Source organism: Novosphingobium sp. FKTRR1, from assembly GCF_020404405.1.
Taxonomy (GTDB): domain Bacteria; phylum Pseudomonadota; class Alphaproteobacteria; order Sphingomonadales; family Sphingomonadaceae; genus Novosphingobium.
Window position 1 is genome coordinate 34,354 of the sequence record NZ_JAIZDA010000016.1, and the last position, 13,476, is coordinate 47,829.

The window sequence follows — 13,476 nt, forward strand, 5'->3', positions numbered from 1 at the left end:
GGATGTCTCCTATCCATTCGGGTCGGAAATGACGGTGATCTCACCGATCTCGTAAGACAGGCCTTGGCCGGGGATACCGACCCCGAGGCGCTGAATGATCTGGCTGGGCCATGCTGGCGCGACCACGGATACGCCGCCGCCCGATGCAAGGAACACGTCGGCGGCGAAGGCTACGAAGGCGAGCGCCCCCGTCACGCCGTACTGCGCCACGGTGGCCATGCTGCCATAGGTGATGTCGGCCAGGGCGAACCCGTTGCAGCGCCGGTCGGAATAGTCAGCGTCGGCCTTGCGCGCGCGCGCGGTCGCACCGTCATAGTAGACGTTGATCGGATAGCCGCGCGGAATTGCTTCGGCAGCTACAGCCGTCAAAGCAGCGCCCGATCCATTCGGCGCGCCCAGCACGATGATCTTGGCCGGGCAGGGCGTCATGTGGACGTTGCCGGTGAAGTCCGTCAGGGGATAGTTGCCATCGCCATTGGGGCCACCGGTGGGGTTGCCACCACACCAGTCGCGGAAGGCAGCCCGATCGGCATCGAGGTTGAGGAAATATTGGCGGACGGCGGCGAGCGCCTGGGATGGCGTGGTGCTGGTGTCAGGCATTGCCATCCTCCATGGGTACAACAGCGCCCTCAACGACCTTATGGGTCGCGTCGTAATCCCAGCTATAGTGGTCAACGATCACGAAGGGTCGGCCATCCCCGGCGATGGTGTCGCGGGTAGCGCTGATTGTGGCGATGATCCGGCCACTCGTGGCGCCGGGCGTGGCCGGTTCATAGAACACGGCATCGATCATGGTGCGGTCCATCAGTAGATCGCCAATACAAACAGAGTGCGGCCATAGAGCGAGACCGTCCCGTCACCCGCCCAGCGGTGTTTGATCTCGTGCGTACCTGCGGGCATGTAGCGAGTGCCTGACAGCGTCACGCTATCGAGGGTCTTAAGGCCACCCACGGCAAAGACTTCGGTCCCGCCGATATACAGCTTGTTGCCGTAGTACCGGTCCCCGTTCGGGAAACTCTGCGCGCCGGTCAGTGTGGCGAAGATGATCGCGGGCTTGAGCGTCGTGATGTTGATGGTCAGCGAGTCCATGAACACATCCTGCCCAGCACCGCCGAGGCGCGATGCTGCGCTGATCGTGACGGGAAGCGCCGCCGCATTCGGCGCCAGGCTGTCGGAAATGATCGCGCCCGCCTTGATCGTATCGACCTCGACGTTATGCATCTTCACGCCACCGGCATCTGCGATGAACAGGCTATTGCCACCCGTATCGAGCAAGGTGAACTTGTCGATGGTGAAGGTCATCTGGCCGGTGTGACCATCGTTCGTGGCCGAATATCCGATGACGTGGCCGTTGACGTCGAGTTGCAGCACAGCCTTGGCGCTGGCCGTGCCCTGCGGGGTTACGACTGCCTCCACCAACGTCGTGACCGATGCGATGCTGCCAGCCGCCGTCGCCACTTCCTGCCCAATATACTGGCTCAGCGACTGCGCTGCCGAAACCTTCACGTTGGCGAGGTTCATCTGGAACGCGGTGCCGTCGGCAGTCTTGGACCCAAGCAGTGCAAGCGTCGATGCCTGTGCATAGTCGCCGGTCGCGATCGACTGCGCCAACGCCTGGACGCTGGCCTGTGCCGCCTGCGCGCCGGTCACCGCATCATTGGCGGTCGCCACGATCTGCGACAAGCGCACGCCAAGCGAGATAGTCGGGCTGACATAGGTCTTGTTGAGGTCCACGATGAATGCGGAGCCGTCAGGGGTCTTCGCGCCGATGAGGGCGATTGTTTCCGCCAACGCGCTATCGGCGCTGCGCCGCTGATTGGACTCGCTGACGATAACCGTGTTGACCGCGACCCCATCCACAAACAGCTTGGCATCGACATAGTCACGGATGGTCTGCCGGTCGTACTGGTAGGCCAGCAATGAATTGGACAGCCCATCAAGGTCAGACAGGACCGTGAGAGCCGGTCGCCCAGCAACAGCCAGCGTGTCGACTGCGACAAGATTGCCGACGATCCCCGAAATGGGCGACCATGCATAATCGTCGGGGTTGCTACCTGCAGTTTCGACCAGTTTGTTGAAGGCCAGTCCGATGTAGCTGCGCGTGCCCGGCTGCCCGGTCGTGAAGTCGATCCGGCCGTCCGCGCTATTCGAGTAGGCACGCCATGCGTAGAGGTGGATCACCTCTGGCGGGTTGGCGATCAGGTTGTCGACATAGGCCTGCAACTGCTCGAATGCAGCGCTGATCTTGCTCAACTCTCGGTTCACGTCCTCGGCGCGCGCGAGGTTGTGCCGAGGCATGTTGCTGGGGTTGTAGATGCTCATCGCCGCAACTTCCTCGCCGACCAGTGGAAGGTGTACGCCTGCAGCGTGTGCGAAGGTTCAGCCGGATGGGCATCGCACGCGAAGATCGGGGTGAAGTTGACCCCAATGCCTTCGGTGTAGGCCTCGACATAGCCGCGCAATGGCGCTGACCAGAAGAACTCATCCCACGTCGCGGCATCCCACAGCCCGCCACCGGCTTGCACGAGGAAGTCCTTGCCGGTCGAACCACGCGCGGTGAAGTCGCGGCTGCCTGAAATGGGCTGGCCGTCAGCGCCATAGTCGAAGAACACCGTAACGCCGACCGATGCCTGCACACCTGCATCCAGTTCGATAGTCGTTTTGTGGAGCCGCTTTTCGATCATCGGGCTGCGCAAGTGGTTGCTGGCTGGCATGACAAATGCCTGTACCCCAGCACCATCAAGCGAGGTGCCGGAGTCCAGCCTGTAGACGTAACCCTCCGCCCCACCGGCAAGGATCGCCTCTCCATCGCTGAATTCGCCAGTCGCGCAGCAGGTGAGCGACAGCGGGGAGATTGTGAACAGGCACGCCTCTGGCGCTTTGCGGCCCATGAACACCGTCAGCCCAGTCCCATCCGAATACAGCACTCGGTATTGCGACTTGGACTTGACCACGTAGGAGAACACCGGAGAAACTCCGGCCTTGGCCTTGGCAGCAAAATAGCTGGTCATTTCCGAGAGCAGCGAACCGGCGCGGAAGTTGCCGTAGGCGTTGGTTGCAGCGAGGTCTCGCAAGCCGCGCGCATCGATATAGACGGTGCGGCCAAGCCGCTGCGCTGTCCATGCGAGCGATCCAGCTTCCTCCGTCAGTTCCGAAAGCTGGAATGACGCGGCATCGCGGCCTGACAGTGTGCCGATCTTCTGCTTGCCGAAGATGGCGACGGCGCTTTCGTTGCTCTGGACGACGTCGGTGATGTCCGTGCCGAAGCCGATCTCTGCCGCGCCGACTATGGCATCGAAGATCATCGGCTCGCCCGGCGCTGATAGCTGGATGGAGCCGCCAGGGTAAATCAGCCCCAGATGATTGGCGATCTCGAAGACACGAAGCGGCTTATCGGCTGCGCCCATCCCGGTTTCGATCGGGACGTAGATGCCAGCGTGAAATTCGAACGCCCGTCCTGCACCTGATACGCCGTAGAGCGCCTCGCGGTTCTGCGACCCATAGAAGTTGTGGATCGTGAAGTCGTAGCGGCCACCGGCGGGCAGGGTGATGGCCGTGTCCGCTGCCGTAGTGGCCGATGCATGGCCGTTGGCCGTGAGCGATTCGGCGCCAAATGCACCATCCAAATCAGTGAGCACGATGTAGCCAGCGGCAGTCGAACCCCAATTGCCGCTCTGGCGCACCACGCGCGCCGCCGTGGCAGACGCTCCGCTGGTAGCGCCATAGATGCGATCTCCATCGGCAATTTCGGAAAGGCCTGCGGTAAAGCGTATCCAGCGGCCGGGGTTGACCAGTTGCCAGCCGTTCAGCGTTGCCCGGTACATCGCGCCCGCCGTGCCATCGGCATTATCGCGAAAGGCATAGGCAACGCCGTCGAAAATCACGACGCCGCGCACCGGTCCACTGCCTGGAACCCGCCCTACATCATTGCGCCGCGCATCCTGGGCGAGCGCTGTATAGTCGAGGATGAGCGCGACGGTCGGGGCATAGTCCTGCGCTTCTCCGCCAGCGACAGTGCCGATCAGCACGCCGTTGATGTAGAGGTATTCGCCTTCGGTGAAGGAGCCAGCGACATCGCGCAACGCCAAGTGACCGGCTGCGCTGCTGTTGTTCCACAACCCTTCATCGAGATGGGCCAGCGCCATGATCGTGCCAGTCGCATGGCTCATGTTGCCGGTAACAATCTGCCCGACAGCCGGTGCCATGACGCCGTTGCGGAACGGCAGCGTCCAAAAACGCGCGGACGATGGCGGGCTGTTGCCATCATACCGCTCGATGCCATCGAGGCGGCGATACCCTTCCTGCACCGGCTCATAGTTCATCGCAGCCATCAACCGGCCCGGCGGCATCAGCAGCGGCGACGTCGAGACGTCCATCCCGCCAAGCAGGGGGAAGGTTGAAGGTTGCTGACTCACAGCGTCACTTCTTCCATGATGTCGTCGACCAGGTCGCGCAGGGCGCGCTGGTACTTGGCCGTGCCGGTCTGCACGACGGCAGGGGCTTCATCGTGGTCACCCATCAGCATGACGGCACGCCAGACGATGATCTCGTGGTGCTGCTCCGGCAGGATCGGTACGTCGGTATCAACGCTCAGGATTTGCGGAGCGCGGCGATATTCACCACGGACGGTGTAGGTGCCATCGGATGTTGGCCCAAAGCAGATGCGTTGTTGCTGGTCAAAGCTGACCTCGCAAGGCCGAAGCGGGGTATGCACAGCGCGATCCCAGCGCATTTTATACTGCTGCCACGGGATCATCTGCAGTTCTTGCTCGCTGCTACGCCCGATCGCGGGGTCGTAGATCGTGAAGGGCTGGTACAGAGTGCTGCGGCGCCCCCATCCGGCGAAGTTGGCAATGCCAAGGGCGGCGGCTGTCATGCGCGCCGCCCCGGCATTGATAGTTCCTTCGAACTCGCCCGCCATAAATGGCCAGTCGCTGCGGCCCGTCTGGACCATGCGCCATGCTTCGGCGATCCAGTTCACCATCTTCTCTTGGCGACCCAGCGCGCCAACGACGGTCGTCAGCCGCGATCCTTGCTGGATCGTGCCGCTCTCGCGTTCGAGCATGTTGACGAGTTGAAGGAAGTTCATGGCGCAGTCCTCAAGCCAACTGCATCCGCGACATGCGCTTGTCCCAGGCGGCGATCTCGTCATCGCTGGGCATGGAGAAAATCGAGAACGGGTAGGAGTGCTGCTCGACCCATTCCTTCACCGGCAGGCCGGTCTGCGGATTGATCTCGTCGGTATCGCGCGCCACGGTTTCGATGGCGTCGTCCAGGGCGCGATAGAAGCGGTAGGGAATTTTGACCTTGGTGCCGCGACGAATGAGGATGACCTGCCCCTGACAGGCCACCTGCACGTCTTTGGCGCGCGTCGGGTCGCTCGACGGCAGAATCTGGATTTCCACCTTGGGGTCATGCTGGAAGTGCATCGCGGCATGGCCGGTCGGCAATGCTGCAGCGGGAGCGACATCGCGCACTTCGCCAGTCGAGATGGTGCGGCGACCGCTGGCCTGCCCCGGCTTGGCAATCGGAGGAGCCTTTTCGGGTTCGTCGGCAGCACCCTTGAGTTTGGCCGGAACCTCAAGGCTTTCCTTGTCGGGGAATGCCTGCCGAATTTTGGCACGCAAACCAACGGCGTTCGATCCGCGCGGAATGTCGAGGTTGAACAGGTTGCTCGCGGCCCAAGCCAACTGCGGATAGGTCGCAGCGTCAATCGAAACGGTGATCTTGTCCGTCATGGGGGTAACCTTCTTGCTGGGGGTCGGGAGGTTTAGTGCCGGTGGAGCCACCCCCGAGGCTCAACACCGGCACATTCGCAGCGGGGAGAGGTCCGCTACGAATCCTGGGCAGGGGGCTGCTGGTCTGCATTGGGTGCAGCAGCGGCGATTGCAGCAACCAGCGCGTCGACAGCGCCCTTACGGGCCTTGCCCGGCCCTTCGCCCTGTTCGGCGGCGAGCGCTGCATTGAGCACTTCGACAGGCACACCGGCGGCAATCGCTGCGATCAGGCTGGCGATGGGCTGGCGAACGAGCGCCAGCGCAGCATCAGCAACCCAATCACCGTCGGTTGCGGCATCGCCTTCCGTGGCCGGGGCCGGTTCCACCACATCGACAAATTCGCCGAGCACCTGCACGTCAAAGCCGCTGTTCACCAGCAACTCCACGATCGGTTCAGGAGCGATGGCATTGGTATTGGCTGGCAGTTCGGCGATGACCGTGCCGTTGAGGTTGATGCGGATCGGGGTTTCTGCACGGCCATTGGCAGGCCACAGCACAATGAGACGCTTGGATTCGGGATACTGACCTTCGCCAATGACGAGCATGGGACTGTCCTTTCAGATGGCAACGGCGGGAGCGACAAGCCCCCGCCGTGCATGGCGTTAGGGCTTGTCGCGGAAGGCGACCCACACGAGGTTCTTGGCATTGACAGCGATGGCGCTGCCGATGGTGAACCCCTTGGCCTGGGTGCTGGAGCCAGCGAATGCCGAGATGCCGTTGGCATTGATGATGCCAAGCGAGGCGTTGCCGGTCACGCCGTTGTCCACGACGTTCTGGGAACGGGAGGCGTAACCGTCGGTGAAGTCCGGCGTCCATTCGTAGACGATGGTGCCGTCGGTGATGTTGAACACCTTCACATAGTCGGGAATCCAGCCGACGGGGACGTTGATGGCAGCGCCCGCGCCGACGACGGAACCCTTGCGGATTTGACTGGTCATTTGGATTGAACCTTTCGATCAGGGATGCATGAGGGGCGGCTACCTCACGGCAGCCGCCAACCCATCATCAGGACAGGGCCGAAGCGGCGACTTCGACGCGCGCCATCCACGTCTCGTTGAGGCGGACGGCGTTGAACCACGTCTTCCAGCCGACATAGCCGCGCTGGCCGAGCACATCGGACTTGTCGCGGGTGTCGGGGTTGATGACCGTGGGAACGATGGGCTGGTTGCCCTTGCCGTCCGACCCCTTGCTGGTCTTCAACGGCGTGGTGCCGAAGGCATCCATGCCGAAGAACACGATCGGGTAGACGTTGGCATTGGCGCCACCGGTCGAGACCATGCCGTTGATCGCACCACCGGCATTGGGCAGCGAACCCAAATCCGGCGACAGGATATAGCGCACGTCTTCGACCGAGCCGATCTCGTACTCGCTCATGGGCTGGCGCGTGCCGTACTGCGCCACCGGCACGAAGCCGGTCATGTTGCGAATGTCGGATTCGAGGTCGGTATGACCCACGGCGATGTAGGCCGCTTCGATCGGGCGGGTCGCGATATTGGGCGACGGCGCCAGAATCTTGGTAAACTTCTTGGCCTTCATCGACTTGAGGTAGCGCGTCACTGCGCGCTGCCGGGTCAGGGTGATCGGCGTGTTCACCTGGTTGCGCGCAGCACCGTTCGAGTAGAACACCGAAGTGCCGCCGCGAACGACGCCCCAGATGATCTGCTCCAGGGTACGGCCAGCATTTTCGCCGCATTCGTCAACGGCTTCGCGAAGAACCGGGTCTTCCGACAGGTCGGCGATCTTGTCGGTGATGACCACGACCTCGCCCCACTGCAGGAGGGAGACGGTGACATCTTCAAACCGGATGGTGCGCGCAGTCGGCGTCACGCCTTCCTGCAGCGGAGTGGTGACCGCATCGAACGGGATGCGGCGGCGGAACTTGACCGTTTCCGCCTTGTTGCGCGGGATCGCCTTGGTGGCGCCCAGCATGGCGAGGATGGTGACAGCCCGAACGCATTCGAGCATGTCGATCATGGCATAGGCTGCGGTACGCTGCGAAATATCGCCGTAGGTATTGGCTGACATCGGGAAGTCCCCTGAGCAAGCCCAGGGGGTTCACCCCCGAGCGGCTAGAGACCCGTGCGGCTGCGCTTGCGTTCGTAGTCAGCGATGCGGGCATCGGTCGCAGCATCGAAATCGTCGGGAACTGCCGAGATTGCGGGCTGAGCGCTGATCCCCCCATCGCGACCAGCGTTGAGCTGGCGTTGCCGCTTCGGGTCCATGGATGACGTTGACCGATGATTGTCGTTGCCGGGCTTGGGCGCCGGTGCCTGAACACCGAGGCTGGCCTTGAACTGCCCCATCAGCCACGCCGCTTCATGACCATCCTCGACATTGACGGCGCGACTTGCGGCTTGCTGCACAGCCATTGGCTGCGTTTCGAGCCATTGGGGATACCGCTCGTCAGAGAGGTACTTGTCCCAATCCGGGTGTGCGGACACGAACGTGTCGATCTCGCGCTGCCGTGCTTCGTCTGCCCGTTGTTGGGTGACTTCGGCGACCGGGGCCTTGAGGCCAGCAATCTCGCGCTGTTGGTGTTCGATCAGCCCAAGGATCGGATCGGCAATGTCGCCGTATTCCTCCTTGAACCGCTTCACCGCTTCGCTTTCGAAGGGATTGCCGGCCGATGCGGCGGGCTGCCCTCCGTTGTCATTGCTGTGCGTCGATCCCGGCCCGGCTTCGCTGGATTTGCGCAACCTGGCCAATTCGCGATCCGCTGCGGACAAGCGACCCGTCGTGCTGCTCAGGCGATGGCTCCACTGCGCACGGTCGCGCTCGTAGGCCTCGCGGAGGGCTGGCGGGGCATTCGCCCAAATGTCATCGGATTGCGTGGGGGCCGGGGCTGGTGCCGCAGCCTGGTCGTTGGTGGCAGTTCCCTTCGCGGGACCGGCCTGCCCATCATCACCTGCATCGTCAGCGCCGGTGTTGCCGTTGTCGTTTGCCGCAGCAGCATCTGCCGGGGCATTGTCGTTGGCACCAAGACGCTCATCGACTGCAAGATCGAAGGCATCGACTTCGCCGGTATCGCTACCGGATACGTCGTTGATGGCGGTTGTATCGCTTTGAGGTGCAGGAGGCAAGGCTTTGTCCTTTCGGTGGGGGTCAGGAGGGGTTGTACGCGGACACAGGAGGTTCAAGGTCGTCAGCCATGATCGTGGTCGGCAGGTCGATGACCTCCCGCCACGTCTTGATGCTGGCCTGAATTGCGGGAATGCTGGCAGGATCGGAACGTTCGAGCATGTCGCGCAGGTCTTCGATGCGACCTTGCGCGTGTCGCTTCACGACCGGCCAAGCGAGGTTGATGGTGCTCATGCTGCCACCGTCCCTTCGGAGATGTAGCCGCCCGAGCCTTTCGGCTGTTCGCCGTTGCGGCGGGCATCTTCCGCGTTCTGCCGCTCGATGGCAGCCTCTGCCGCGAACAGGCGCTCTTTGCTGTCCGTGTTGATCTTGTGGCTGGCCAGCATTGCCTGGACCTGCGCCATGTCGACGCCGTCCTTCTGGACCAGCTTGAGAATCTCGGTCTTCTGGTTGAGTTCCGCGATCTCCTTCTGCACCTGCGCTTCGGCTTGGCGGCTTTCCGCCGTGATCTTGGCGACATCGAGGGAGGTTTTTGCGCGGATTGCTTCGGGCGATTCCTGCCCGGCGCTGGCTTCGGCGGCTGCCTTGATGCGCTGCTCGAACGTGTCCTTGTCGCACAGCACGTCATCGGGGTTGATGTTCAACGCCTGCAGCGTGAGCCGCATCACGTTGTAGACCTCGACCGCCGGGCCAAGCACCGGGTGGGCAGACCAGTTCTGCGCGATCAGCATCAGTTGCTGGCTTTGAATTTCACGGACCAGCAGGACGGACGTGCCGCGCGCTTCTGCCTGCATGTCGCCCTTGATGCCGTCGTTGGGATTGAACTGCATGTTCCAGTCGAACGCGCGGCGGATTGTCGGCGTGGTCAGGTCATCATCCCAGTTCTTGACGACGCGGCGGAAGACGACATTGGCCGAGTTGAATAGCATCGACATGCCGCTCGACGTCTGGGTCACATGCGCGCCCTGTTCGCCCTGGGCGATGGTTGGCATGGAGACAACGTCATCAATGAAGCGGATTGCCAGTTCGATGATCCCGGCGATCTGCGCTTGGTTCATGGGGATATTGTACGTCGCGAAGGGTGCTTGATCCTTCCCGATGTCCTGCCCCTTCTTCTTCCAGATTTTCCGGGGCGTCAGTTTCCATCGGCCATTTTCCGGCTCGACCTGCGTCTTATCGATGACCACCTGCGGACCGACGGACAGCGCGGAGTTGTCCATCATCATGCGGACCGCGCTGTTCAGCATGGATTGCTGGTGCCGCATCAGGTGTGGGATACCCACCGCGCCGAAGATGGTGGCTTCATCCTTCTCGAATGGGAACAGCGAGTAAAGCGTTTCTCCACTATCAAGCGGGAAGTATTCTTCCAGTTTCAGCAGTCGGCCTTGGCAGAAATAGCAAATGACCATGTGCGAATCGAGCGGGTCTTCTTCCTTCTCAAACTGCTCGGCTTCATCGACTTTACCAAGCGTGCGCAGCATGGTGCAAATCTGTTCGCATTCCATGGGGCCGTGATATTCGTACACGACAAAGCGATTGATGACCCCGTCTTCATTCTTGACTGACATCATGCGCAGTTGGGTGAGGTTTGCGAACTCGCCGCCCATGCCGCCGCGCGACGGACCATCGAACAGAATCTGCTTCACGGTTTCGGGATGCCAGCCCAACTGCCTCGCCCAACGGCGGAACGCGCTCTTGTTGAGCAAGTGCCGCTCAAACGTGCTGTCGCTGTCCGTGATGTCGAGCGCGTCGGGATCGGGGAAGAAGTGCCACGGGTTGACGCGGCGGTAGAGGGGGCGAGGGTCGTTGTCGTTGGCCAGGACGAACGTGTTGGCGATGGTCGTCCCATCCTCTGCGGTCTTGGGCATCCACCGGCGGCGCGGCTTGCTGGCGGTGAGCGGCCCCTTGAGGACGCCGATGCCCAGTTTGCAGGCATCATCGATCACATCGCGGCAGACGGCCGGATACCGGCTCTCGGTCAACTGGTCATCGATCTCCGTCTGCATCCGCTGCGAGCGGCGATCGGCCTCCATCTTGGTGCTCTTGGCTTCACGCTCGATCGCGCGCAGCTTCTGCGCCCGGTCCAGATGGCCAGCCGCCTCCTGCCGTTTGCCGACCAATTGCTCCGGCTCCACACCCTGATCGACCATGCCATTGTGGTCATCGATGGCCTGTGCGGCCTGCTGCTCTGCCGCCTCCGCCTCGCGCACGGCAGCCTTGGCGTCATCGGTAAGTTGCGGAACGGGAGTGGCCTTGATGCCCCAGTTCCGGTCATCGTTGGGGAACAGCATGTCGCCCAGGCGCGCCGCCCAGGCTGTCGTCTTGGGCCGCGTGTAGTTGACGAATATCTTGGACCGGTCGGGATCGTCGTTGAGAATGCGCAGGGTGTCGTGGTCGTAGAACCCATGGAATTGGCGCAGGTCATCGAGCCAGCGCAATTCGACATGGTTGCGGCGGCGGATACGATCGGTCAGTTCCGCTTCCAGTTCAGCGATGAAGCCAGCGGTCGCACCCTGCAGCCGCTCGAACTCGACCAGCGCAGCATCCTTGGCCCGGTCCTCATCGCTGATGTTGTCGTTGTCGAAGGTGCCGTGGATGGCCGGATCGTACATGGTCAGTATCCTGCGCAGGAATCGGCAATCACGCCGACGGTCGGTTCGATGGAAACGATGGGGCGACGGATGGCGCGGCGCAGGCCAGACATGATGGCGTACCGGGAGGCATCCATGAGGTGGTCGTGCTTTTTGACGATCTTGCCGTGCTCATCGCGACGGTAGAGGCGGTACTCCCCAGCCCATGCGGTGAGGGTCGAGAACACCTTGAACCGGCCAACCGACAGCAGCGTCCACAGTTCGTAGATGCCAGCCTCAACGCTGTTGATGGCTGGAGCAATATCCAGACTCTCGTTGCGGTAGGAGACGATCAGCCGCTCGCCGTCGTCCTGAGACCGGCCGCGTGATGCAGGATCGATGACGCCCGGAATCCAGTCACCGCGCGCCTTGATCGCAGAGGCGTGCTCGACCGGCTTCTTCTCGCCCTCGTAGTGCTCGGAGTAGGCGTAGATGATTCCGGTATCGTCATCGATCGCCAGCCAGATGCAGGCCGTCTTGTTCCAGCCCACGTCGAGGCCGTAGCAGCGCCGCCAGTGGGGTGGGATCGGGAATGGATCGACTTGGATCGACTCCAGTTCGATCGGGTAGATCGCACCAGCCCCCATGCTCGGCTCGCCCTTGGCGCGCGCCTTGCGCAGGTGTTGCGGCGTGGCCGCGAGCATCTTCGACTTCGTGTCCGCATCGAGGTGCGGCACATCATCCCAGCCAGCATTGACGACGTATTTGGCGTCAGAAACCGCAGGCATGGTGCCGCCGCTCCCCCTTTGGTTGGTTAGAACGCGGTGAAGCTGCTGCTGATGCTGAATGCGCCCTGCGCGGTAGCGCCGTTCACGTACCGGACGCGGTAGAGCGTCGCGGTGGTAACTGCGCCGGTGAGCGGGACTCGAAGTGTTTGCCCTGCGCCTGCTGTGATCGCAATCGAAGCAATTTGCCGATAGGTCGCACCTGTATCCGTCGACTGGTCAATGTAGAGCGTGCCAGCTTGGTCCGCGAAAGCCGTCGCATTGAAATATGCCCAGCCTGCGCCGCTGTTTGTCCGACCAGTACCTGTGTAAGTCGCGCTGGAGGCAAGCGCGGTTGAGCTATCCGTATAACCGGTACTTGGGTTCACAATGCCGATGCTCGCTGCACTGCTGGTGGCCAGGGACAGCCCAATAACCTGGGGTGCGGAGCGCTTCTGCGTCATGGAGATCGAGACGGTTCCACTCGTGTATGCCGACACACGGGCACGGACGAAGGCAGCGGACGAGTTGTACACCCACATCCCCACGGCGTTCATGCTCGTGGTTGCAGCCCCTGTACTGGTCGTGGCAGAGTTCACGTACAGCGTGGTCCATGTCACCCCATCGTTGCTCTGCTCGAAGGAGACGTTGTTGCTGGTGCCGATGCTGGTGATCTGGAATGATCCGCCCGAATATCCGGCGTTCGACACGCTGACGACAACTGCGGCAGAGGTCACGCTGCCGGTGGTCGTGAGGCCATCAGACACGCCATCAATCTTGGTCGTGGCGAAGTCGCAGGTCGCCGCGACGGTCGTGCCATTATCGCAGTAGATCGCGGTCGATGGCAGGAACCCGCTGGGGGCCTTGATGCCCAAGCCGGAAACCGCCTGAGCGTGGACCGAGCCGGTGAAGGCGGCCAGCGCCAGCGGCATGAGCAATGCCATGCTGATGAGCGAATTGGTCTGGCCGGTCTTCGAAGCGAACGTGACCTGCGGAACGGTGGGGTCGATGGCAAGGGACGTCAGCGCGGCGCGGTTCTGCCAGGTGGCGAGTTGGCCGTAGCCGATCGGCCAGACGACGCCGCCGACGATCCCGAGCAAGACGGACAGGTCGTTGGACAGCCAGCCCTTGGCCAGCGCGAACATGACGATGGCCGGTGCGATCTTGCGCAGTGCGACCCATGCCTGTTCGGCGATGGGTGACGGATTGACGGTGATCGGGCGGTGCTTGCGGGGCTTCGTCGGTGTGGTCATCGGATGCCTACCTTGTTGGCGACGGGCGCGCATT

At 62.4% G+C, this 13,476-nt stretch carries 14 protein-coding genes; all 14 read right to left on the minus strand.

All coding sequences use genetic code 11. The features are described from left to right. Positions 1–9: 9 nt before the first annotated feature. The 14 genes from LDN95_RS15020 to LDN95_RS15085 all read right to left on the minus strand — a co-directional run bounded on the left by LDN95_RS15020 (position 10) and on the right by LDN95_RS15085 (position 13,442). Positions 10–600, minus strand: coding sequence for a hypothetical protein (locus LDN95_RS15020; protein WP_226018410.1), 591 nt, complete (start codon positions 598–600; stop codon positions 10–12). After that, positions 593–805 (minus strand): hypothetical protein, encoded by a 213-nt coding sequence (locus LDN95_RS15025; protein ID WP_226018411.1) that lies wholly within the window; start codon positions 803–805, stop codon positions 593–595. Before LDN95_RS15025 ends, LDN95_RS15020 begins: the two co-directional genes overlap by 8 nt. Next, positions 805–2,322: a hypothetical protein gene (locus LDN95_RS15030; protein ID WP_226018412.1), complete on the minus strand. Its 1,518-nt coding sequence runs from the start codon at positions 2,320–2,322 to the stop codon at positions 805–807. Before LDN95_RS15030 ends, LDN95_RS15025 begins: the two co-directional genes overlap by 1 nt. Next, positions 2,319–4,415: a hypothetical protein gene (locus LDN95_RS15035; RefSeq protein ID WP_226018413.1), complete on the minus strand. Its 2,097-nt coding sequence runs from the start codon at positions 4,413–4,415 to the stop codon at positions 2,319–2,321. The genes LDN95_RS15030 and LDN95_RS15035 overlap by 4 nt, the downstream gene beginning before the upstream one ends. Beyond that, the gene (locus tag LDN95_RS15040) at positions 4,412–5,065 is read right to left on the minus strand and encodes a hypothetical protein (RefSeq protein WP_226018414.1); all 654 of its coding nucleotides are present in this window, start codon (positions 5,063–5,065) and stop codon (positions 4,412–4,414) included. The genes LDN95_RS15035 and LDN95_RS15040 overlap by 4 nt, the downstream gene beginning before the upstream one ends. 34 nt (positions 5,066–5,099) lie before the next feature. Next, entirely contained in the window at positions 5,100–5,738 is a 639-nt protein-coding gene (locus LDN95_RS15045; protein ID WP_226018415.1) for a hypothetical protein, read from the minus strand. Between the two features lie 95 nt (positions 5,739–5,833). After that, positions 5,834–6,322, minus strand: coding sequence for a hypothetical protein (locus LDN95_RS15050; RefSeq protein ID WP_226018416.1), 489 nt, complete (start codon positions 6,320–6,322; stop codon positions 5,834–5,836). A gap of 57 nt (positions 6,323–6,379) precedes the next feature. Next, on the minus strand, positions 6,380–6,715 hold the full coding sequence (locus LDN95_RS15055; protein WP_226018417.1) for a hypothetical protein: 336 nt from the start codon (positions 6,713–6,715) through the stop codon (positions 6,380–6,382). A 67-nt stretch (positions 6,716–6,782) separates the two neighbouring features. After that, the gene (locus tag LDN95_RS15060) at positions 6,783–7,802 is read right to left on the minus strand and encodes a N4-gp56 family major capsid protein (RefSeq protein WP_226018418.1); all 1,020 of its coding nucleotides are present in this window, start codon (positions 7,800–7,802) and stop codon (positions 6,783–6,785) included. 44 nt (positions 7,803–7,846) lie between these two features. Continuing rightward, positions 7,847–8,857: a hypothetical protein gene (locus LDN95_RS15065; protein WP_226018419.1), complete on the minus strand. Its 1,011-nt coding sequence runs from the start codon at positions 8,855–8,857 to the stop codon at positions 7,847–7,849. Positions 8,858–8,879: 22 nt separating this feature from the next. After that, a complete protein-coding gene (locus LDN95_RS15070; protein WP_226018420.1) occupies positions 8,880–9,089 on the minus strand; it encodes a hypothetical protein in 210 nt (69 codons plus the stop codon). Then, positions 9,086–11,467 (minus strand): cell envelope integrity protein TolA, encoded by a 2,382-nt coding sequence (locus LDN95_RS15075; protein WP_226018421.1) that lies wholly within the window; start codon positions 11,465–11,467, stop codon positions 9,086–9,088. Before LDN95_RS15075 ends, LDN95_RS15070 begins: the two co-directional genes overlap by 4 nt. Positions 11,468–11,469: 2 nt before the next feature. Beyond that, positions 11,470–12,213 (minus strand): hypothetical protein, encoded by a 744-nt coding sequence (locus LDN95_RS15080; RefSeq protein ID WP_226018422.1) that lies wholly within the window; start codon positions 12,211–12,213, stop codon positions 11,470–11,472. Positions 12,214–12,239: 26 nt separating this feature from the next. After that, on the minus strand, positions 12,240–13,442 hold the full coding sequence (locus LDN95_RS15085) for a hypothetical protein (protein ID WP_226018423.1): 1,203 nt from the start codon (positions 13,440–13,442) through the stop codon (positions 12,240–12,242). Between the last annotated feature and the right edge of the window lie 34 nt (positions 13,443–13,476).

Bases quoted from the DNA above. Each gene is read 5' to 3' on its own strand.
- LDN95_RS15020 (WP_226018410.1), bottom strand. From the start codon at position 600: ATGCCTGACACCAGCACCACGCCATCCCAGGCGCTCGCCGCCGTCCGC.
- LDN95_RS15025 (WP_226018411.1), bottom strand. From the start codon at position 805: ATGGACCGCACCATGATCGATGCCGTGTTCTATGAACCGGCCACGCCC.
- LDN95_RS15030 (WP_226018412.1), bottom strand. From the start codon at position 2,322: ATGAGCATCTACAACCCCAGCAACATGCCTCGGCACAACCTCGCGCGC.
- LDN95_RS15040 (WP_226018414.1), bottom strand. From the start codon at position 5,065: ATGCTCGAACGCGAGAGCGGCACGATCCAGCAAGGATCGCGGCTGACG.
- LDN95_RS15045 (WP_226018415.1), bottom strand. From the start codon at position 5,738: ATGACGGACAAGATCACCGTTTCGATTGACGCTGCGACCTATCCGCAG.
- LDN95_RS15050 (WP_226018416.1), bottom strand. From the start codon at position 6,322: ATGCTCGTCATTGGCGAAGGTCAGTATCCCGAATCCAAGCGTCTCATT.
- LDN95_RS15055 (WP_226018417.1), bottom strand. From the start codon at position 6,715: ATGACCAGTCAAATCCGCAAGGGTTCCGTCGTCGGCGCGGGCGCTGCC.
- LDN95_RS15060 (WP_226018418.1), bottom strand. From the start codon at position 7,802: ATGTCAGCCAATACCTACGGCGATATTTCGCAGCGTACCGCAGCCTAT.
- LDN95_RS15070 (WP_226018420.1), bottom strand. From the start codon at position 9,089: ATGAGCACCATCAACCTCGCTTGGCCGGTCGTGAAGCGACACGCGCAA.
- LDN95_RS15075 (WP_226018421.1), bottom strand. From the start codon at position 11,467: ATGTACGATCCGGCCATCCACGGCACCTTCGACAACGACAACATCAGC.
- LDN95_RS15080 (WP_226018422.1), bottom strand. From the start codon at position 12,213: ATGCCTGCGGTTTCTGACGCCAAATACGTCGTCAATGCTGGCTGGGAT.
- LDN95_RS15085 (WP_226018423.1), bottom strand. From the start codon at position 13,442: ATGACCACACCGACGAAGCCCCGCAAGCACCGCCCGATCACCGTCAAT.